Below are 21,074 nucleotides of genomic sequence, written 5' to 3' on the forward strand. Positions count from 1 at the left end.
ATGGGAATAATGGCTGTGAAATTCTTAGATAAACTTTTCTCTGAATTATAATTCTTTTTTTTAACTTTTTTAAGAATATTTGGTATTCGTTTTAGTAATAGTATTTAGAATTTTATTTGATTTAATTTATTATTTGTCATTATTGCTTCTTGTCAGAATCATTTAAAGATCAATGGAAAAATAGAAATGTGGAAATTAGAATTAAAATTATAATCATTAAAAATAGAGTAACAGTAATTATGCTTAATTTAATGGCTCTTTTTATCATTCCAGGCTTTAATTCATTTTTAGGATAACCTAACTTGTAAACCCCGGGTTTAATTAATTGAATACCAAGAGATCCAGCAGCTGCTGCCATTGAATAACCAGAGTTGGGGCTGGGAGTACTACGCGCATCACTTAACATAACCTTCCATGAAGATTTATAATCAAAACCAGCAAAAATAGAGGCCAAAACCACTAAAAATCCAGTTAGACGGGCGGGAATGTAATTAAGAATATCATCTAAACGGGCAGGAAACCATCCGATATCAATGTTTTCCGGATTCTTATAACCTACCATTGCATCTAAGGTGTTCACTACCCTGTATGACACACCAGCAAATACTACCAGGTAAATTGGGAATTGATACCATGAATAACTTATTCCACTTACACTTAAAAAGTTCGAAAGTGGACCTTGGAAAGAAGTATGGTTAATTAAAATGGGATTAATGGTTACAGAAGGATGGATTAAATATAATAAAATATTTCCCATAAAACCAAAAATGAATATGTAAAAAAGGGGACTAACAACAGAATCAGTGATGTTTTCAGTGAGAGTTTCAATAGCTGCAGATACAACATTCTCAGAAGATAAATTAGAAGTATTTCTACTAACTAATAATGAAACAGATTTTTTACCTTTTTCTAAATCTTCATTAATGTCCACATACACGTTTTTAACAAAATTCACCAGAGATCTGATTGCAAATGTTGTGGAAAGAATAATGGAAGCCACCAGTAGATAGAAAATGTAATTGAATGAGGAGATATACAGAATAACAGAAAAAAGTGCAGTAAACATAATTATGATTAACATGGTCATTATCAAACCAGAAAGCCGATTTTTAGTTTTAGATGTTGTTAAAAACAGACTCTTAAGTTTTTCTATAGATTTGCCCATCCAGACTACAGGATGAAGCCGTGAGGGGAGCTCACCTAAAATTAAATCAATTGAAACAGCTGCGACTATGACTATTAAGAGTTCAATTGTAAGTAGTTCTATCTGTTGCATAACTTATCCTCATTAAATTAAATGACAGGAAGAATTAATTTAATATTGCTTATTTATCGCTTAAACTGATTAAAGTAAAACATGATTTATAATTTAGATCAATTATTTTAGATTAATTATGAAATAAAAATGTAACATTAAAACTATTTAATGAAACCATTTAATTCAAGCTATTTTCAATGAATTATTTTAATTTTATAAGGATTACACTAATACCTGAATATTTCCATGAATTATCATATTTTACCAAGTTAATAGTTGAATTTGTTTCAGATGTTGTTATGAAACTATGAGTAAGACACCCATTTCAAGTGTAAAATTTTTCCAGTAACAACCTGAAAAAATCAAAATAATCAGGATCCATAAATAAAAGATAGTGAAAGTTAACATTTTGATAAATAGAATAATTTTCATCAAAAAAATCAGATAAAAAGGGAGTAAGACATCAGTTTCAAGTGTAACTTTTTTGAGATATATGGTTTAAATTTTAAAAAAATAGTATGAGATCAACTTCAAGTGTAAGTACATGATATTATTTTTTTTCAAATAAGTGAAACATCAATTGCAAGTGTATTATCCAGATGGATTATCATGTTGTAATTAACGTTCAAGTAAAGTGAATAATTGAGAATGTGAGAGATCAATTTCAACTGTAAAATTAAAAAATAATATGAAAAAAATATAAAATAATAATAATGAATAAAACAAGAAAAAATAAAAATCATTATAACTTGAAAAAACAAATTAATAGATAGTTTGAACTATTTTTTTAAAAAAAAGCTTTAGGATTTATTAAATAAGAAAAAAAGTAATAAAAAATATAAACTCTAACTACTGAAATGATAATAATATTAAATAGAATTATTTGTTTAATTTATTTGTTTAAAATGTTTAAAATTTAATTTGAGATAAAAAAATGGTTTAAATTTTAGTTATTTTTTGATATAATTTACTTAAAAATGAAAATAAGATGGAAATAAGTGTAAAAAGAAAAATAAATAATTATTTTAACTTTTTAAACTAATTAAAATTCAAACAATGAGTTCTGTGTCTTTATTGTATCTTTTTTAATTATTTTTAATTTTTATTTTTATAAATTTTTCATAAAGGTAAAAAAGTATGATTAATATATTTTTTTTATTTTAATATTATATTATTCATTTTATACACATTTTTTTTACACTTGAAATTGATCTCTCTTTCTATATCTTTGTATGATCATTATTTTTTTTCAATTTTTTACACTTGAAATGCACCCCTCACCATAAATGTCAAAATTGAAATTGGTTACTTACACTTGAAATGGACCTCTTCATTTTTTTTCGTTATTTTTTCATTTTTTTTACACTTGAAATGCACCCCTCACCATAACCTTTAATATAGGATTAGCTACTTACACTTGAAATGCACCTTAACTTCGTCAATGTTGTAATTTTACACTTGAAATTGATCCCTGTTTAATCGATTTCACCTTTAATTCAGGACCTGAAATTTTATTTCACTCCTTCTGATGAAGAATTAAGGTTAAAGAATAATCAATTCATAAATCAAATTTCCAGTTAGTACTCAATATTCAAATTAAATTTAGTTTAATCGGATATAGGTTGATATCACCAAATTATAAAGATAATTACAATGGCATCTAATGTTAATCATTATAAATTAACATCAACGGTTAAATCGCAAATAACCTACTAACAAGAATATATTATATGACATCATGCATCTTTAATCAATTAGAAATCTTTAATCCACTTTAAATATCTTTAATCAAACTTCAGGGGGCAATGATCTTTTTTAACTCGATCATAATCTATGAATCATAATCTATGAATTTCAAACATTAACCATCATCTTGGATGATTTTATTTAAGTTTAAAGTATAATGATGTATTTTTATTATAAGAAGTGATATTTATGAATATTTTTGAGGAATTGGGCGACAAAAATTCAGTATTTAAATGTAAAAAGTTTTTAGATCATAGATTTTTACCTGATAATCTACCCCACCGTTCAGATCAAATTAAATCCGTGGCGAAGTACTGGGTTGAGTCATTAAAGAATGTAACTCCTCCTGATGTCACCGTTTATGGTAAAACTGGTACTGGTAAAACTGCAGTGGCCAAATTTGCCAAGAAACAACTGGATCAAATTTCCAAGGAAAAAAATGTGAATGTTCGGGTGGAATATATTCGATGCACTGATTTCACCACAGAATACCAGGTTATTGCTCGTTTATGTCAGCAGATGGGTCAGGATGTTCCTTACAGGGGTTGGACCAAGGCAGAAGTTATCAATGCATTTCGTAACCTTTTCAAGAAAAATGTTTTTGGTAGTGATTTAATTTTAATCATAATCCTGGATGAAATTGATATTCTACTGAAAAATGATGGTGATGGTCTACTTTACACTCTTACTCGAACTGAAAATGTTTCAATAGCATCCATCAGTAACTTTGTGGACTTCAAACAGTTTATAAAACCCAGAGTACGTAGCAGTCTCCGTGACCGTGAGATAGTTTTCCCCCCATACAATGCCCAACAATTGGTAGACATCTTACAGGAACGTTCTAAATTGTCTTTCAATGATGGAGTACTTCATGATGAAGTAATACCTCTTTGTGCTGCATTAGCCGCCAAGGAGGAAGGTGATGCCCGGTACGCATTGGATCTACTGCGGACTTCTGGTGAATTAGCTGATGAAAAAGGCACGGAAATGGTTTATGAGAAATATGTCCGAGAAGCTAAGGATCAAATTGAACATAACAAAGTCACTGATATTGTAATGACCCTTCCCAGCCAGCAACAGAAGGTTCTGGAGTCACTGATATTTTTAACCAAACGCAAAGAAGAAATAACTTCTGGAAGACTTTATGATGTTTACAAAGACATAACCAAGGGAGATTCTGTTTCATACAGGCGTATTTTTGATTTTATCAATGAATTAGAAATGTTAGGACTTATATCTACAAAAACAGTATCTCGAGGTAGGGGTAAAGGAAGAACAAACCTGATCACCCTGCAGTGTGAAATGGAACTCTTGGAAGATGCAATGTGGAGTGGTTAAATACCACTCGAATCTACTCTTTTTTATTCTAAAATTCTTTTTTTATTTTAAAAATTATTTTCCATTAAATCATTTTCATCTATTAATTTTTCATCCATTAATCATTTTTACATTTGATTAAATCATTTTCAGGACCAAATTATATTAGAAGTGATTCTAAAATAGCCATTCTAACTGGAACTCCGTAAAATGCTTGTTGGAAATATTTTCCATAGGGAGTGTTATCCACATCATGGGATATTTCATCTATCCTCGGTAATGGGTGCATTACTATTGCCTCACTTCCTTTTAGAAGTTTTGAATCAATAGTGTAAGCTCCTTTGATCTTTAAATATTCCTGTGGGTCTGGGAATCTTTCTTTTTGTATTCTGGTCACATATAAAACATTAGCATAGTCCAGGACGTCTTTAATATCTTCTGTTTCATGCACACTTACTCCTGCAGCTGCAAGATCATGGAGGGTTTCCCTGGGCATTTTAAGCTCGGGTGGTGATACAAAGCTCATTTTGGCACCAAACATGGCCAGTGCATAAGAAAGAGAGTGCACTGTTCTGCCATACTTCAGATCACCCACCAGTGCCACGTGTAACTCTTCAATATCACCCAAGATACGTTTCATGGTGTACAGGTCCAGGAGTGTCTGGGTGGGGTGCTGTCCTGCCCCATCACCAGCGTTAATCACTGGAACATCCACCATTTCTGCAACGTACCTGGCAGTGCCTTCCATATTATGGCGGATAACCATGGCATCAGTGTATTCGCCCACAACACGAACCGTGTCTGTTAAATTTTCACCCTTGGTGACTGAACTGCTTCCAGCCTCAGCGAAACCAACAGTACTACCACCCAATCGTTTCATTGCGGTTTCGAATGAAAGACGAGTACGGGTGGAAGCTTCGTAAAATAACATTCCCAAAATAGATCCAGATAGAGTACTGGATTTTTCCTGTGACCTGGCTATGGGTTCCATTTCCTCGGCTAATTTTAGGATGTATTCAATATCTTGCTTACTAAAATCCTTAATTGAAATTATATTTTTCAGATTGAAACCCATGGTCTTCACCATTCACTGTTTAAGTACTAATCATTCCTTTAAAACCATCAATCGAACTATATTTTTAATGATATTTATTTATTAATAATATTTCTATTTTTTTAATTTTTAGATTTTAGTTTTTTTAAATAAAAATAAATTTTGGAATATTAAAATTTTTATTTATACTATTTTAATTAGGATACTAAACTTTCCTTCCAAAGGTTAAATATCCTGTATGACCAGTCATTCTGGTTTTTGGACGCACACCCTTATCTTTAACTTCAATTTCACGTACAAGGCATTCTAAACTCTTTAAATCTGAAAATTCCCGTTTTTTCAGGATTCTGGTGAGGAGTTTAACCTGATCAATGTAGGGTGTGTATGCAGCCAAGTATCCTCCAGATTTAAGGCAGTCACGGGCGTTTTCCACCACGTCCCATGGTTTTGGTAGATCCAGGAATACCAGGTCCACATCTTCTTCATCTATACCTTCTGCCACGTCCTGGCATTTCAATGTCACGTTCTCCAGTCCGAATCCCTTCACATTTTTATCTGCTATTTGTGAGAAATCTTCCCGTAATTCATAGGAGTAAACATGGCCGGTTTCTCCCACTATGTTTGCCATGAATATGGTAGCTGCGCCTGCGCCAGTTCCTGCTTCCACAACACGTTGACCGCAACCCAGTCCAGTGTAAGCAGCCATAACACCCAGATCCTTGGAGAGAATAATGGAGCACCTGCGGTCCATGAGTTCAATGTAGTCATTGATGTTAGCTTCTAAAACACGAAATTCTCTGCCGAGATGGGTTTTTAAAATGTCTCCTGACTTGCTACTGGTTATTTCTTCCTTTTTAATGTAACCATGGTCTGTGTGCAGATCATCGGCACCAGCCACAAATTTTTTACCCTTCTCATTTATCAGAATCTTCATTTCTTGTGATCTCCAGTTAACTTAATTATAAATTCGGATATTCCATAATTTCTTAGTAATTTTCTGATTTTTAATCAGTTATCATTAGAATACTTATCTCATATAATTCTATTATTACTCTTCAATTTAAAGGGTCAATAGTTTTCAATCTTTTTCATCATTTTTTTCTATAATATATTCTTTTTTTGGCTTATCTTTTCCATTTATAATTGGCTTTTCAATGGATTCACTACTTTTTGAATACCTGAATGTATCTGAATACTTGGATGAAATTATCTTTCTAATATTTCGAGCAATTTTATCCCCAATTTTATCCACTTTCTTAAGGTCACTAACACTGGCATTGATAATTCCTTCCACACTATCAAACATTTCCAGAAGCTTCCTGGCAGTTACCGGCCCCACATTTGGTAGTGATTCCACTATAAAAAGCTGCTGTTCCTGAAGAGTTAATGGTTTTCTCTCAGTACGCATCTGAACATCCTTGGAACCCCTGTCCACTTCCCTTACTGCGAGTCTGTAGATCATGGCTGCAGTATCCTCGGGGTTACGGGTGGGAATGATGGGTATGTTAAAGTCAACTGCCAGACTGGCCAGTGCCCCTCTGATGGCATTGGGATTCAGTGAACTGCTGTATAAATCCTGGCCTTCCAGTATGATTAATGGTTTCTGGAAGTTTTCCACCAGTTCTTGGGCCTGTTTATACAACCTTTTATCCATTAACGAGCTTACAAAGTCCTGTGTGCTTTTTCGCTCCACAGCCACCTGGGGGCTGATCTGATAATCAGCAACCGGGAGGTTGGTGGGTTCTACCTTAACTCCCAAGTTGCTAAGTCCTCTGGTAACTCCTGACTTGGATTCACGGTGATCTACTTGGACTACTACCCTCTTATCAGGTGAATTATTTTTTTCATAATGTAAATTTCTTTTTTCTTCCCGGTCCAGGACCCGGACATCCTCATCATTGGCAATCAGTGGCCTTTCGGGTTGATTGTATCCATTGGCCAGCTGTTTTTTCATCATCCTTTCCCGGTTTATGCTTGAATAATAGAATGACTCATCTCGAGTTTTTTTGGTTATCAGAACGATCATACGGCCACTGGTGGTCCTACCGGTCCGGCCACGCCTCTGGATCATTCTTATTTCCGATGGGACTGGTTCGTAAAGTACCACCAGATCTACACTGGGAATGTCAATACCTTCCTCAGCCACACTGGTGGAAATCAGTACCTGGTAGGTTCTCATACGGAAGGCCTTTATGATATCTTTCTGTTCTTTCTGGGTGAGGCCCTTTTCTTTATCCCGGCTGGCCTGTCCAAAGAATTTAACCGCGTTTATACCTTCTTCCTGGCACTTCCGATAGATATGATTTACAGTGTCCCGGTACTGGCTGAAAACAATAACCTGTTCCTTGTCCTCTGCAGCACTTTTAAGTATTTCCATGAGTTTTCCCAGTTTAGGGTGTTCAACTCCCTTATCATAGGCCTGTCGGGTTAAGTTAACCGCTGTTTTAAAGTTTTCATCCTTAAATAATCCCTTAGCAGCTTTTGTTTTTTTCTTACGCATCCTATCAAAGTAAGAGTGCAGGTTACTCACACCCTGTGTTTCCAAAAGTTCCAGGGAGTGCATAACACTGAAAACAGCGGTTAACATGGATATTGCCAGTAGACAATCTCTTGGTGGGCTGGCACTTTGAGATATTCGGTTCTGGACTTTTCCCCTGGCTCTTAAGATGTCTTTTTTGCTGACCTGATTGGTTGAATTGAGAACTCCCAGTTTTTTCAAACCTTTAAGGCGGTTTTTAAGAGCCACATCCAGATGTTTTTTAATATCCAGTTGTTCCTTTTTCAAATCAACTTTCACCCATTCCACATCAATTGGGTTGAAATATGGTTTAACATCAGGATCATCCTCATTTTTAACCATCACCTCATTTATGAAGAGGTTCTGGCAGACTTGGTTTATTCGTTCTTCATCTCCACCTGGTGATGCAGTTAAACCCAGTATTAACTGGTGTTTGGCTTGATTAGTGTAACGCTGGGCCAGGAATACGTAGGAATAGGATCCAGTTCCCCGGTGACATTCATCAAAAATAAGTAGTGAAACATCCTCCAGTGAGTATCTTTCTGCTATGATGTCCGATTCTATTGTTTGGGGCGTGGCACAGATGATCTGGGAATCATTCCATCTTTTAATCCTTTCTTCCAGTTTAACCGCACCGGTGAGACTGGTGGTGGTTGTTTTTAAAAATTCGAGGAATCTTTCCTCGTGCTGTACCACCAGTGGCTTGGTGGGAGCTAAAAGCAGGATTTTACTCTCCGGATACTTTTCAAGCCTATCTGCAGCTACCAGGGCAGCCACCACAGTTTTACCCAGGGCTGTTGGGGCTACTATCATAGTATTCCCTTTTTTAATGACATTAGCTGCCAGTAATTGCTGGTAAAGACGTGCTTCAATCTTTCCAGGTTCGATTAGAGGGTGTTGTATCCACCTTACCGTTTTTCTTGAAGGGGGATTGTCATTTTGATGTTTATTTTCAACCATTTTAATATCCTGAACTTGGTTTGTTAGATTTACATTTCTTGAACTAATACTATGTTTGCAATCTATAAAACTATATTAAAAATTCAAAACAATTTTAATTTTTTAGTAGTAATCATGATAGTCATTCTTGGATACTTGAAAACTGTTTAGAATGACGCTAGACACTTGATCAAATCTTTTATATTATATTTTAACCCTTCAAAAGTACGTATAATCCCATAATAAGCATAGGAATTGCAAGAACTATGCTTAAAATGTTCAATCTCCAATAAAAGTGTGCGAATAAAGATATACTAAATAAAAAAGCACCGATTAATAAAATTATGTTCTCTGAATATTTGAAATAATCTTTTATTTTGTTATTAAATGTCTTATGGGTCTGATTTTGGAGATTATTCACATTTTCTTGAATTAAATCTTTTTGTTTTTGGTATAAAAACCAGTATTTTGCCAAGAAACCTCCCATAAATCCAGGTACTAAAAAAATTATAATTAATAAAATTAGGGTAGAACCAGTTAAAAGTGCAGAAGTCTTGGTAATCAATGTATCAACGATTACTGACCCTAACAATATTATCAATCCGGGGTATAAACCATTTCTAGACTTTTTTGTGTCTGATAAATACGTAGCCACAAATCCCGATGTAAAAATGAAACCGACTAATACGTAACCATCATTCCAAATATCAGCAAAAACAAAAATACCTGAAAATGTAATCAAAACTCCAATAATTATACTAATCCAGTTCTTCATTTAGCCCTCTTTCAAGTTTTATTCTTTGCAATTTTCAACTTCTGTATGTCACTCAATATAATACTTCCTCGAATTATTATTACCTGACTCTGTTGATATTGGAATTGTTTGCCCATACTTAACCAATCCCCAATATTTATTACTAATTAATAATTAAATATTAATACTCAGGGGTAGCTGTGATCTTATGGTGGGTGCTGAAGATAATTATCAGGATCATGACCTGACAACCATGTATCATGAATTTATCCAGGAATTTAATCATATTAATGGAGTTTTTGATATTTTAAATGAATTTATGCAATTATGGGAGGAAAATATTTGGGAATCATTATTTAATCTGCACTGCCAGTGGAAAAATCCTCTGGAACTCCAGGGTAATCTTAAATCCGCACCTGAAAAGCTGATTCTTGTTCTGGCCATAAATAATGGAATACAACCGAATAAACGTTATGAAAATTATTCTGATGCTGTTTATGCTAATTCTGCTCTTTTCACTGTGGATTATGATTCATTCCAGTATTTACATATCTTTCTGGAGAAGCTGTACACGTTTTATCTGGGACGTGACCTGGTAGTGGATGATTTATGGGCATTGCATAAAAGTGATCTTTCAGAACGGATCCTGGGTGGGCTGGATCTATTCAATCTTTTCAGTGGTAATTTATTTTTAGGAGATAAATTTTTTCAGGATATAAAAAATGTTACATGGGGTGAAGATAGTATAATTTTCTTTAAAAAGTTCCATAATCTGTTCTTTACATTCCTTTTTGAAGATCAGGGTGAATCTGAGACCACCTATAATCTGGAGCTTGAGAAGATCCTGGTGCTACTGGCCCATTCTGGTGCTGTGCTATCAGATAATCAAAAAATTGATTATAAATGTGTATTAAGGGCATATAAGACCTTGTTTAAAATTATAAAGACAGACATTACATCCTTATCTGATAAAAGGTATTACGCTGGGTTTTTATTGTGTGAGGATTGTAATGAACTGTACCCACTTCTGGAAGATGAAGCGCCCTTTGATTTTTCCAGTTGCAGCTGTGGGGGCGAATTAGAATACCTTAGTTCGGTTGATGGGAATCAATTTAAAAAATAGAAATCAAATGGATTTTAGGTAATGGTTATTTTTTTACTGTTACTTTACTAGTAAAATCTAATGGATTCTTTGATACACCCTAATCAGGTCAGTTTCTTTTATAACACGGAAACCATTGAGATGGGGTTTGGTTTCACTTAAAACATCGATGTAGTATTCTGCACCTGAATTAATTAACATGGAAGAAAATTCATTTTCATCACTGTAATCTCTTAAAACCCCTGTAAACACAGTTTTGTTCATAATCCAGGACACTGCTGGACTGTAATCTGAAAAAATAATTTTATCCTGATATTGGGGATCGTAATCCTCCAACCAATGAGCAGTGGGTTCAACGTACTTAATTAGGCAAGTATTGGGTGTGTGACCTGCGAAGGTGACTGCAGTTGAAGTTAAAAATATCATACCCATGATTAAATACAATCCCCATGACCTTAAGGACTCCCTTTTAATTTTATATTTGTACTTTTCAATAAGGACACTCAATCCCAGGAAAATAAAGTAGGCAAGGGCAGGGGCTATGGTAATTATGTAGCGGTCCACCTTTAACGTTGTCACACTGTGCATTATGAAGAAAGTTAAAAACCACACTAGGAAAAATAAATCCATTCTCAAGTTTTTCCCATCAACATCACCCACTAAATAGTAGATCAAAAGACAGATAAAAAGGACAATGATATCTGTTAACAAATAAGGTGCTCTAAAAAAGCTGATAAATGCTGCAATCACTAAAATTCCCAGGATTGCCAATTGGAGAATCATCCATTTATCAACACCATCCATTATTTCTTGCTTCTTTTTTAAAATAGTGTGAATGTGGATTCCAAGACCACAAAGAACTAATATGGTAGTTATTATGGCTAGAAACGATACTGATCCCTGACTGGGACTTAATATCTGGTAGTAACTTCCGTTAATTGGTCCAACCGCAATGTAATTCAGGATATTATGTAAGTAGTACAGGTTATCTGTATTGTAGGCCGCATCACCCACACCAAAAGATTTCCCAAATATTAAAGAATTGGTAACCAGTAAAATTAAACTCGCTAAATAAGTGATTTTGAGGTAAGCATAGACTAAAAATGGTATTATAATGAATAATGGGATAATCACCTGTTTCAAATGGGTTTTCACGTTCTGCAGAAAACTGGTTCCCACAATGAAATAGAATATTAAAGGGATTATTAAAATGGCAGTGGTGTATCTGGTGAATATGGCCACTACAAACATGGGAATAACCAGGGATAAATATTTTGAATCCTGTTCAATGCCCTTAACCATGAAGTACATGGTCCAGATTGAGAATGAGATGGCTGGCACGTCTATGGAACCACTGGCTGCCCATGAAAATACCAGTGGGAGTGAAATATAAATTAAACATCCAGTGAAGCTTTGTATTTCATTGAAACGCTGTTTCAGTAATAAGTATAATCCAATGACTCCAAAAATGAATATAATAGCATCTAACATGATAATAACACTGCTGGAAATGAATCCAGTCCTGAAAATTAGGGAAGTTAAAAATGGCATCAATGGTGGTATGGAGTTAATGGTCATACCCCCACTGCTTGCTCCCGAGTACTGCAGGGCTACATTGAGGTAGGTGAAAACATCAAAGTAATTCACACCCCTGGTAATCTGCACTGCAGCTAAGATAATGGCAATGGCTGTGGTGATTATGGTGAGAATAAACAGGGGGTTTTTCAGTTTTTCTGACACCTTACTTGAACTCTGATTTGAATCTGGAATACTCATCACCTAATAATTAATTCATCACCTAATTAAAAGTAGAAATTTCATGGATAGTGTATCTTTAATATTTATAAAAATTTTTAAAGAATACACTATTTCGTTAACCCTTCCAGTTTTGGATTTCTCATATTCCAAGATTTCTTAAGATTCAGTTACTCCGGTGGGCTAATTATTTTTTAAAGGCTATGAGATTTTCCCATTCATCAAAGACCACGTCCAGTCCGCACATACTGGGGACGTAGTTAGCAGCCTTGGCCGAGTCAACACCTATAACTTTAAAGCCCATATCTTCTATTGGTGCCACCACCATGCAAGTGTCACAGACCACATGGCCACCTGCTTTTTCTATCATTTCAGTGTAGCCCATTCTATCTGCTGCAGCTTTAACTGAGATGGATGTGCACACCCATAACTGGTTGGCCAATTTTTTACCATCTAATTTAAGAGCAACTTCTCCTATCTCATCTAATGAAGCATGGGGGCATCCTAAACATACTAGATCCGGTTTTTGGGCAGTGGAAAGTTTATCCCGGGTATTATCCAAGTCGTTCCGGGTTATGGTTAATTTTTCAAGATTTCCAGTATGCGTTATTACTTCCCTGTATTCTGGGGTGGTGTTCTCCACATGGTAAAGTGCCACCGCTCCAGAAGATGCCAGTGCAGCACCCAGAGCTTTCAACTGATTAACCTGTGGCTTTATCTGCTCTTTATCCAGTAATTTGAAGTAGGGCACACCATTTCCAACAGCTTTACCCACCAGATATCCCAGTGCACCGTAATCAGATCCAGACAATGGGGTTTCAACTTCAACCAGTAAATTAGGAACCCTAGCCTGGTCCAGGTGATAACCATAGTTGGGTGTTCTCCCACAAATTGCGGCTGATAATGCTCCAGGGCCACCTTCCCTATTTGTACGTGCCCCTAGAACGGAATTAGCATAACAAACAGCTGAAGACTCTGACCAGGCAATATGGCTGCCCAGTGGTGGTACGTTACCAACCAGGTAGGGTGTACAGGTGCAGGTTGTGCTGATTCCCATCTTACGATAGGCTTCAACAATTAGTAACTGTTTTCTGGTGAATTCTTCTGGAAAACCAAGGCTTTTTCCTTGATCTAGATCCACACCTGCCGGGTTGAGGGTGCTGGGAACCTGTACCTGGGCTCCTTCACTGGCCAAGTCATCCAGGTACTCTAAACCTGCTTCACCAATGGTTTTATAGGAAACTCCAGATATCTGGGCAGATACTATCTCCACCATACCGTCTGCTCCGTAGATATCTCCCAGAGCAACCAGGATTTCCATGGATTTTTCCACAGCAGGACCGTACTCGCCTGCGTACATTTTTTCCTCTTCTCGGGTAAGATACATAGAAAATGCCTCGATCGTTTGCGAATTGATAATTTTTTATTAGAATTTTTATAAGAATAATTTTTGTTATAATTTTTTATGAGAATTAAATTTTAAATAGAGATTTAAATAGAGATTTTATAATTTTGTTTTAATGAATATTCCAATCAGGGTATATTTTCAATCAGGATATTAAATGAGAGATGTTCTCGAGGTAAAAGGATGTTCTCAAGATATTCTCAAATTAATACTCCATCCAAGTGAATGCAACACTTTTATTTTTAATGAACTGGGTATTTAAGTGACCTGTGTACTTACAATATCATTTACCAGGTTTTTGAAGTTTTCCAGTTCCTTGTAGGGTACCACTGCGCCTGCAGCGATATTATGTCCTCCACCAGCACCGTTAAAACTTTTAGCTGCCTGTTCAAGTGCAAAACCCAGGTTAACTCCTCGCTGGGTCATCTCCAGTGTGGTGCGGCCTGAAATTTTAACCAGGTTGTGCATTCGGGACAGGGTTATAACCGGTTTTTCAGGGGTTAAAATATTAAGATCAATACCTAAAGAGGCTAAAGTCCCCATGATCTTTTTATTTTCCTTATCTTCAGTGTAAAGGTACTGAACATAATCCATTTCCTGGGCACCCTCTCGGGAAATCCAGCTTATACCTCTAATCAGAGAGTCCCGGTATTTGCTTAAAAATTCCACACCTTGGCTTATGGCAGATTCCCGTTCGCCTAGACAGATACTCAGACCTACAGCGTAGTTCTTGTTTTTACCACATGCATCCAGGATTTCAGCGTAGTTTTCTAGATTGCGGAGTGCAGGGTCTTCTTTGGGCATGCTGTACACGGTGTCAAACACCTTTGGATTCATTTTAGTCAGGTGCTCGGTGAGGAAATCCTTCTCTTCATTGGCCAGATCCGTGAATTTAATACCGTAAGAAATTCCTATCTTTTCCAGGAAAGCCTGACTTTTCTCCAGATTTCCGGAGATTCCAGGGATTGCTGGTTTGAAAGTGTGAGCCAGGGCTTTGTAAAGCGGGTCATCCTTGGAGGATATTTTCAGATCCTCGTGTTCTGTAACCACTCCTGATTCAGTTGCCTCTTTGAGTATGGTCTGGTTCACACCAGTAAACCCATCAGCATACTGCATATCCCCAAAAGCACCAACCAGGGCGAGTCCTGTTAGTTCCACTTTTTCAAGGGGTTTCACAGTGAGATAAGTCACTCCAGACGCACTGACATCCCGGGTTCCGTCCAGTCCGAACAGGTGGGGGTTCACGTGCACCAGGCTTTCCTCATCATCTCCATTACTGTCCATGGTCTGGTGGTGGTCGGCGATTACAGCCTGGCCCCTGAGCCGGCCAATCCTCTTCACGTAGCCACTGCCCATGTCACAGAAAAAGAAAAGTTTGTATTTCTCCCTGGAAAGCCGATCCAGGGTTTCCTCATTAAGGCGGGGGACCATGGTAACATGGAATTTCCCACCTTCCTGGGAGATGGCGTTGCAGATAACACCTGCAGCCGATATACCATCAGCATCATTGTGGGAGATCACTCTCACCACATGATCCTGATCAAGGTGCTCCTTCAGGAGCGTGCAAGCTTCTTCAGCTCTATTTAACAAGTAATGCTGCTTTTTGAGGGTCATATCTCCATCCTTCAGGGAGGACTCCTTCACGGGTGTAGTATTTTACTAGTCTCCTGATTCTGGATTCCACTAACTGTAGACCCCTTTTGGTGTGCAGGTCCTTCGGGTTTTCTTTAAGGTGGTCCCGGATGTTAACTGCCTTACGGATGAGGTTCATCAGATCCTCAGGGTATTCTTCGCCCTGGTCGTGTTTTTCCAGGATCTTGGTTATCTTCATATCGGTTACACTTTTAACATCAGGAATTCCGTACTGATCCCTTAATATAACTCCAATGACACTGGTTGATTTTCCTTCTTTTCTAAGTTTTAATATAATTTCTTCTATTTCTTCGGTTGAATATTCAACCCAATCAGGCTTTGCTGCCATCAAATCACCTCTTATAATATTCCTATTTATCTAAATTATTTCTATTAATCTAAATTAGCTTAATTTAATACAGTTTATAGCTTTTAGATAATAATTTTTAATTCAAGCTCTCAGCTGGTTATTCACTGTTTATGAGATCTTTATACCATTGAGCGAAACTTTCCAGTGACCTGCGGCGATGGGAGAATTCATTCTTCTCATCTCGTGTGAGTTCACCAAAGGTCAGGTTGTATCCTTCTGGTATGAAAAGTGGATCGTAAGCGAAACCATGCTTTCCTTTTTCCTGATGTGCTATATGTCCACCGACTACACCTAAAAAAGTCTCGGGCTCGGTCTTGGGTGTTGCATATCCAATTACCGACCTGAACTCAGCGTAACGGTCTTCGACACTGTTCATCAGTTTTAAAATGCCTTGATTGCCCAGGGTATCCTGCACATATGACGAATAGGTACCTGGAAACCATTTAAGAGCTTTTATAAAAAGACCCGCGTCTTCAACAATAACTGGTCTTCCCAGCCGCATGGCAGCATCTTTTGCACCAAAGCGAGCCACATCTATAAGCTCTCCCTGTATTTCAGGGTATCCAAGGTCTATGTATTCCACCTGAATATCGAACTGGTGGAATATTCCTTGAGCTTCTTTTACTTTGTGTTGGTTACCTGTAATAAAGGTTATGGTCAAAGGAAGATGTCCAGTTTTTGGCATAAAATTCACCCGAAAAATCAGTAAAAATCCATAATAAGCGTTACGTTACTTTCTCTTACATTTGGGTTATGGTTTTTCTACCTATATAAATGACTTGGTTCTACCAATCACTTGGAAAAAAAACAAGAGGTGAAAGGGTATGGCAAAAGCTGACATCATGGGAGATCCTAAATTCCAGCAATTCGTTCGTTCAAGAGGACATAAGGAAAGAACAATCAGAATACACTGTATTAGTTTACAGTTTTATTCAGAGTTTCTAGGAAAAACCCCAACAGAAATTATTGACGAAGCTATAATGGAAGAAGAGGATAGAATCAGAAGGGATTCAAGAAAAATTCAAACATACTTCCTGAATTTCATTGAATATCTACAAGGGATCGGGAATTCTCCACAAACTATTAAGAATAAGATAAATTCTGTTAAAACCTTCTATCATCAGTATGAGGTTGAAACACCAAAAGTAAGGATAAGCAAATGTAATGAAAATCGAACCCTGGTTAGTATACCTGAAAAAGAACACATAAGGCAAGTTTTACCACATGCAAGCATACGTAATAAGGCTATAATACTTTTAATGTCATCATCAGGTATGGGATCAGCTGAAACTAGAAATTTAACTTACAATCATTTTTTAAATGCAATAAAAGAGGAAATAGCTGATTTAACTGATGAAGAAAAGATGGACATCAACAAGGTCAAATCACGGATAAAAAATAAGGATATCATAGGGGAATGGAAAGTAGTAAGACAAAAGACGGGAATGCCTTATTTCACTTTTTCGACACCTGAAAGCATTCATGCCATAATTAACTACTTGATAGACAATGAACGGCAAAATAAACCAATAAAATCCAAAGATGAATACTTATTTGCAGTAAACGGGAAGAGAATGCAAGAAAATACACTACATCAAGCTTTCAAAACTTTAAATGATAAATGTGGCTTTGGTAAACAGGGATATCAAAGATTTTTCAGATCTCATGCAATGCGGAAGTTTATGGCCACATCCCTATTTGTTGCAGGAATGGATAGGGCAAAAGTTAAAATGATGTTAGGTCATGTAGAGGGAGATACAAATGAAGCATACTTTAAATTTCCAGTCAAGGACATGAAAAACATTTATTTAAAGTACATGGATGCGGTAACTATCCAAGACACCAAAACGAGAACCATAGACAGTGAGGATTACCATTATCTTGCTTCCATGATACGGGAGAAGGATGATGCACTTGCTAATGTTGAAAAAAGATTGGAAGAAATAGAAGCCAATAAGAAGGAAAAGAGAAAATCAATTGATGAATTGTTCTCTAATCTTGAATTTGTCGAAGATTTCAGACTTATGGCTGAAAAAATAATGTAATTTTCTTTAAACATTTTTTTTATTTTCAATTCCAATACATTCCATTTCATTCTATTCCATTATAATGCTTGTTTTAGGATATTAGTTGATAATTAATGATTGATTCTATTTAGGTCACGGTTTTTCAATCCTTATATAGTGTAATAGCATATGGTTGATTAACGATTGAAATGGAGGTTGGGAAGATATATGAAATCTTAAAAATATTATACGAGGAAAAGAAGGACCTTAAGAATCCGCCCCAATATTTGGGAACTCTTTATAGGGTTCTGGAACTTGAAACAGCTGTTAAATGTTAAGAGAAAATAGGCATTCATGATTAGCAAATGGTCAACTCTTCATGGGATGCCAAAAGAAATTATCTTTATTTAACTTAATAAAGATTTCTCTTGGCATTCACCTATTTTCTCTCCTTTGAAGGAGTGATTTGTGTGATTAGAGATAAAAGCAGTGAACACTATCAAAAAAATGGTGTTCAAGACATAATTAAAAGGTTCTCCACTTATAACGGAGCAATTAAAGCTGGAATACATGATGATAAAGGATGGTACAAATATGGAGGTGATAAAAGACGATTGATAAAACTTGCAGATGATAAGGATTATCAATATTTAGTAAATAAGGTTGATAAAAGGCTTTTAGGTACATTAAACTATTTCAGACCAAGTATTTTCAATGAATGGCAAGAGAAGCCATGGGATGCTGAAAGCTTGGGTGGATTAGAAGATACGATGTATTACATGCTCTCCATTGATGTGGATTTAGCAAATGATTATACGGTTGATGATTTAAAAGCATTGGAATCCCTTGAAAGGGCAGCTAGATTCATAGAACAAGAGTTAGGAAAAGTTATCAATAATAAATTCCTCATCCTGTTTTCAGGGAATGGAATTTACTTCCACTTACATCCTGAATTTGCTGCATCAGACGAAATTAATGATGCAACCAGTGAAAAACGTGCTGATGAACTAGAGAATATTTTAGATTCGTTCAATCTCTATATTCAAGCGTTAGAAAAGAGACTTTTCAAGGAATGTCCCGATTTACATGGTATAATTAAAATTGATGCTATTAACAATCGTAAGAGAGTGTTTAAATTACCATTGACTACTCATAAAGAATTACCTTATTTGGTATACCCCATTGGGGCTAAAAACATCCAAATTCCGCTTAAAAAAATACCATTAACAGAAAATGACATTGAAAACGCGAAACAATCAATTAATGAATTTTTCAATGAGTTACCTGACTCTGAAGAACTCAAACAGTTTGAAAGCATTCTTAAAGAGTATAGTAAACCAAAAGAAGCACATTCAAAAACGGAAAGGAATGAGGCGCAGGAAGTACCTCCATTTCCTATTCCAATTGATATAATCAAAGAAGAAGATGTTTGTGAAAGGATATTTAATCCGGAGTCCTGGCCAAAAGGTAACACTCGACGTGTTGCTTTCATGACTTCAGTATTAAGACGTTCAGGATGGAAGAAAACAACCACCAAAAATTTCATCAGTAGAATATCTAGTGATTGGAATGTAAGTGCATTGGAACATGTAATTGACTCTTGGATGGATTTTGATCCACCTAACATAGAAACAATATACAGTAATGGACCAGATTACCCTGAAATGAACATGGCTGATTTGTTGGATTATCTGCCTCCTAAACCAAGTTACTACCATGTTATGGATGAAATTTTCAGAATAGCAAAGCAAAAGGGATACCAAGTTCCGGAAAATAATCAATGCGCTGGTAAAGGAGAAAAAAGGAAAATAAACCTTAAATATATGACAAAACACTTGTCTGGGTTCCGTGATCTAGCCGCTGCCACTTCTCTCTTTGGTGATGAATATACCATCATTTTTAAAGTGCTTTGGTATACATTGATGTCTTTCATGATCCCTATCTCCAGTATTAGGGTGGGACATGTGAATGTGGATGGAAGAGTATCTCCATTGTTTGTATTGCCCGCAGGCAAGGGCAAAGGGCAGATTAAAGCAGTAATCAAACAAGTAGTTGAAGCGTTGAATCAGGATTATGGTGAACCCACTTCTTTCCATGCAGAACAGCTTGTTGGGAAGACTGTTAGAGACAAGAATAATGAATTCCACCATAACAGAGGTTATCTCAACGATGACTATGTGGTGATTGATGAAGCCTATCAACTACTAACCTCAAGTGATCTGAAATATGCTGAAGCTAGGAAGTATATAAGGGTTGCTTTGGATCCTTATCCAAAAAATTCCGTGCATAAGAGGACTACGGAGTATGGTCGAGACGGAGCCCTGGAATTCAATCCAAAATGCCCTATCTCTCTGTTTGTGCAACCAATAGTGTTTGATAATGAAATTTTGGTATTAGAGGGAGATATCCGGAGGTTTACGGTAGCATATGCCTTAATAGATTCATCTAACAATTCACAAATACTTGCTAACAGAATCTTTGACGAAACCGATTATAATGGTGCATTGGATAAGTTCATTAAATTAATGTCATCATTACGGCCTTCAGAATCATATGATTTTGCAGAAAGCGCAAAAACTATATTATTGGAGTTATCCGTGGATTTAGATAAAAGGGCATCCTCTTACTCACGAAAAATAGCTAACCTCAATAACTCAAGTAGCCTTACCAACCAGAATACTTTAGTGAAATTTGCTGCTATCCATGCTTTCCAGAGTGGCAGGTCAACCGTAGAAAAGAATGATGTAATTTTTGCTTACATTGATCTGTTTGAAATTCTGGAGCATACGTACCAATTCATTGAGGCCAAGATCCCGGGATCCCTGGATTATGGTGAAGGATGGAATGGTGCCATTCAGAAGGATCAGGAAGTCTTGAGATGGTTATATGATAATGGTATTGTCGATGAAGGAAATGCCATTCCCAAGCAAGACTACTTGAATAAAATCAAGGAACTACATGGAATAAGAGATCGGCAAGCAGAAAGTGTATTCAAAAAGCATACGGAAGTACATGGGTGGGTAGGAAAAACCAAAAGAAAGAGAAATGTTTTTGTTTGGCTAAAATTCCAACCTGAAGAATGCAATAATTGTAATGTGCAGTCTGATTTCAAGTTTGAATATGAGTCATATGTCCAATATTACGAGCAACTCCTGATTGAGGAATCTGAAAAAGCATTGCAAATTGCAAACATTACAATGAATGAGGAGGTTGGATAA

At 36.1% G+C, this 21,074-nt stretch carries 15 protein-coding genes; 5 read left to right on the forward strand and 10 right to left on the reverse strand.

Annotated elements, in window-relative coordinates; genetic code table 11:
• Positions 1 to 169 precede the first annotated feature (169 nt).
• The gene (locus tag A994_RS01520; protein WP_004029492.1) at positions 170 to 1,276 is read right to left on the reverse strand and encodes a cobalamin biosynthesis protein; all 1,107 of its coding nucleotides are present in this window, start codon (positions 1,274 to 1,276) and stop codon (positions 170 to 172) included.
• Between the two features lie 1,917 nt (positions 1,277 to 3,193).
• Between A994_RS01520 and A994_RS01525 the strand changes: the two genes are divergently transcribed.
• Positions 3,194 to 4,342 carry an orc1/cdc6 family replication initiation protein gene (locus A994_RS01525; protein ID WP_004029493.1) on the forward strand — a complete coding sequence of 383 codons (1,149 nt, stop codon included), beginning with the start codon at positions 3,194 to 3,196 and terminating at the stop codon, positions 4,340 to 4,342.
• A 139-nt stretch (positions 4,343 to 4,481) separates the two neighbouring features.
• On the opposite strand, the gene pyrB is transcribed toward A994_RS01525, so the two are convergent.
• The 4 genes from pyrB to A994_RS01545 all read right to left on the reverse strand — a co-directional run bounded on the left by pyrB (position 4,482) and on the right by A994_RS01545 (position 9,607).
• Positions 4,482 to 5,396 (reverse strand): aspartate carbamoyltransferase, encoded by a 915-nt coding sequence (gene pyrB, locus A994_RS01530; RefSeq protein WP_004029494.1) that lies wholly within the window; start codon positions 5,394 to 5,396, stop codon positions 4,482 to 4,484.
• Positions 5,397 to 5,580: 184 nt separating this feature from the next.
• A complete protein-coding gene (locus A994_RS01535) occupies positions 5,581 to 6,309 on the reverse strand; it encodes a tRNA (adenine-N1)-methyltransferase (RefSeq protein WP_004029495.1) in 729 nt (242 codons plus the stop codon).
• Positions 6,310 to 6,453: 144 nt separating this feature from the next.
• Positions 6,454 to 8,853: a DEAD/DEAH box helicase gene (locus A994_RS01540; protein ID WP_004029496.1), complete on the reverse strand. Its 2,400-nt coding sequence runs from the start codon at positions 8,851 to 8,853 to the stop codon at positions 6,454 to 6,456.
• Between the two features lie 190 nt (positions 8,854 to 9,043).
• Entirely contained in the window at positions 9,044 to 9,607 is a 564-nt protein-coding gene (locus A994_RS01545; protein WP_004029497.1) for a hypothetical protein, read from the reverse strand.
• 187 nt (positions 9,608 to 9,794) lie between these two features.
• On the opposite strand from A994_RS01545, the gene A994_RS01550 reads away from it, so the two are divergent.
• On the forward strand, positions 9,795 to 10,709 hold the full coding sequence (locus A994_RS01550) for a hypothetical protein (protein ID WP_004029498.1): 915 nt from the start codon (positions 9,795 to 9,797) through the stop codon (positions 10,707 to 10,709).
• 57 nt (positions 10,710 to 10,766) lie between these two features.
• On the opposite strand, the gene A994_RS01555 is transcribed toward A994_RS01550, so the two are convergent.
• The 5 genes from A994_RS01555 to A994_RS01575 form a co-directional block, all read right to left on the reverse strand.
• Positions 10,767 to 12,428 carry a glycosyltransferase family 39 protein gene (locus A994_RS01555; RefSeq protein ID WP_237739675.1) on the reverse strand — a complete coding sequence of 554 codons (1,662 nt, stop codon included), beginning with the start codon at positions 12,426 to 12,428 and terminating at the stop codon, positions 10,767 to 10,769.
• Between the two features lie 202 nt (positions 12,429 to 12,630).
• The gene (locus tag A994_RS01560) at positions 12,631 to 13,830 is read right to left on the reverse strand and encodes an aconitase X (RefSeq protein ID WP_004029500.1); all 1,200 of its coding nucleotides are present in this window, start codon (positions 13,828 to 13,830) and stop codon (positions 12,631 to 12,633) included.
• Between the two features lie 276 nt (positions 13,831 to 14,106).
• The gene (locus tag A994_RS01565) at positions 14,107 to 15,462 is read right to left on the reverse strand and encodes a single-stranded-DNA-specific exonuclease RecJ (protein ID WP_004029501.1); all 1,356 of its coding nucleotides are present in this window, start codon (positions 15,460 to 15,462) and stop codon (positions 14,107 to 14,109) included.
• Positions 15,428 to 15,829 carry a 30S ribosomal protein S15 gene (locus tag A994_RS01570; protein WP_004029502.1) on the reverse strand — a complete coding sequence of 134 codons (402 nt, stop codon included), beginning with the start codon at positions 15,827 to 15,829 and terminating at the stop codon, positions 15,428 to 15,430. The genes A994_RS01565 and A994_RS01570 overlap by 35 nt, the downstream gene beginning before the upstream one ends.
• A 118-nt stretch (positions 15,830 to 15,947) precedes the next feature.
• A complete protein-coding gene (locus A994_RS01575) occupies positions 15,948 to 16,535 on the reverse strand; it encodes an XTP/dITP diphosphatase (protein WP_004029503.1) in 588 nt (195 codons plus the stop codon).
• 139 nt (positions 16,536 to 16,674) lie between these two features.
• On the opposite strand from A994_RS01575, the gene A994_RS01580 reads away from it, so the two are divergent.
• The 3 genes from A994_RS01580 (at position 16,675) to A994_RS01585 (ending at position 21,074) form a co-directional block, all read left to right on the forward strand.
• A complete protein-coding gene (locus A994_RS01580; protein WP_004029504.1) occupies positions 16,675 to 17,895 on the forward strand; it encodes a tyrosine-type recombinase/integrase in 1,221 nt (406 codons plus the stop codon).
• Positions 17,896 to 18,065: 170 nt separating this feature from the next.
• Complete coding sequence (locus tag A994_RS13595; protein WP_272942725.1) at positions 18,066 to 18,194, forward strand: hypothetical protein; 129 nt, start codon at positions 18,066 to 18,068, stop codon at positions 18,192 to 18,194.
• Between the two features lie 432 nt (positions 18,195 to 18,626).
• Complete coding sequence (locus A994_RS01585) at positions 18,627 to 21,074, forward strand: hypothetical protein (RefSeq protein ID WP_157787245.1); 2,448 nt, start codon at positions 18,627 to 18,629, stop codon at positions 21,072 to 21,074.

Origin of the sequence: Methanobacterium formicicum DSM 3637 (assembly GCF_000302455.1) — an archaeon.
Classification (GTDB): domain Archaea; phylum Methanobacteriota; class Methanobacteria; order Methanobacteriales; family Methanobacteriaceae; genus Methanobacterium; species Methanobacterium formicicum_A.

Bases quoted from the DNA above. Each gene is read 5' to 3' on its own strand.
- A994_RS01560 (WP_004029500.1), bottom strand. From the start codon at position 13,830: ATGTATCTTACCCGAGAAGAGGAAAAAATGTACGCAGGCGAGTACGGT.
- A994_RS01570 (WP_004029502.1), bottom strand. From the start codon at position 15,829: ATGGCAGCAAAGCCTGATTGGGTTGAATATTCAACCGAAGAAATAGAA.
- A994_RS01580 (WP_004029504.1), top strand. From the start codon at position 16,675: ATGGCAAAAGCTGACATCATGGGAGATCCTAAATTCCAGCAATTCGTT.
- A994_RS01540 (WP_004029496.1), bottom strand. From the start codon at position 8,853: ATGGTTGAAAATAAACATCAAAATGACAATCCCCCTTCAAGAAAAACG.
- A994_RS01575 (WP_004029503.1), bottom strand. From the start codon at position 16,535: ATGCCAAAAACTGGACATCTTCCTTTGACCATAACCTTTATTACAGGT.
- pyrB (WP_004029494.1), bottom strand. From the start codon at position 5,396: ATGGGTTTCAATCTGAAAAATATAATTTCAATTAAGGATTTTAGTAAG.
- A994_RS01525 (WP_004029493.1), top strand. From the start codon at position 3,194: ATGAATATTTTTGAGGAATTGGGCGACAAAAATTCAGTATTTAAATGT.
- A994_RS01585 (WP_157787245.1), top strand. From the start codon at position 18,627: ATGTATTACATGCTCTCCATTGATGTGGATTTAGCAAATGATTATACG.
- A994_RS01565 (WP_004029501.1), bottom strand. From the start codon at position 15,462: ATGACCCTCAAAAAGCAGCATTACTTGTTAAATAGAGCTGAAGAAGCT.
- A994_RS01550 (WP_004029498.1), top strand. From the start codon at position 9,795: ATGGTGGGTGCTGAAGATAATTATCAGGATCATGACCTGACAACCATG.
- A994_RS01545 (WP_004029497.1), bottom strand. From the start codon at position 9,607: ATGAAGAACTGGATTAGTATAATTATTGGAGTTTTGATTACATTTTCA.
- A994_RS01520 (WP_004029492.1), bottom strand. From the start codon at position 1,276: ATGCAACAGATAGAACTACTTACAATTGAACTCTTAATAGTCATAGTC.
- A994_RS13595 (WP_272942725.1), top strand. From the start codon at position 18,066: ATGGAGGTTGGGAAGATATATGAAATCTTAAAAATATTATACGAGGAA.
- A994_RS01535 (WP_004029495.1), bottom strand. From the start codon at position 6,309: ATGAAGATTCTGATAAATGAGAAGGGTAAAAAATTTGTGGCTGGTGCC.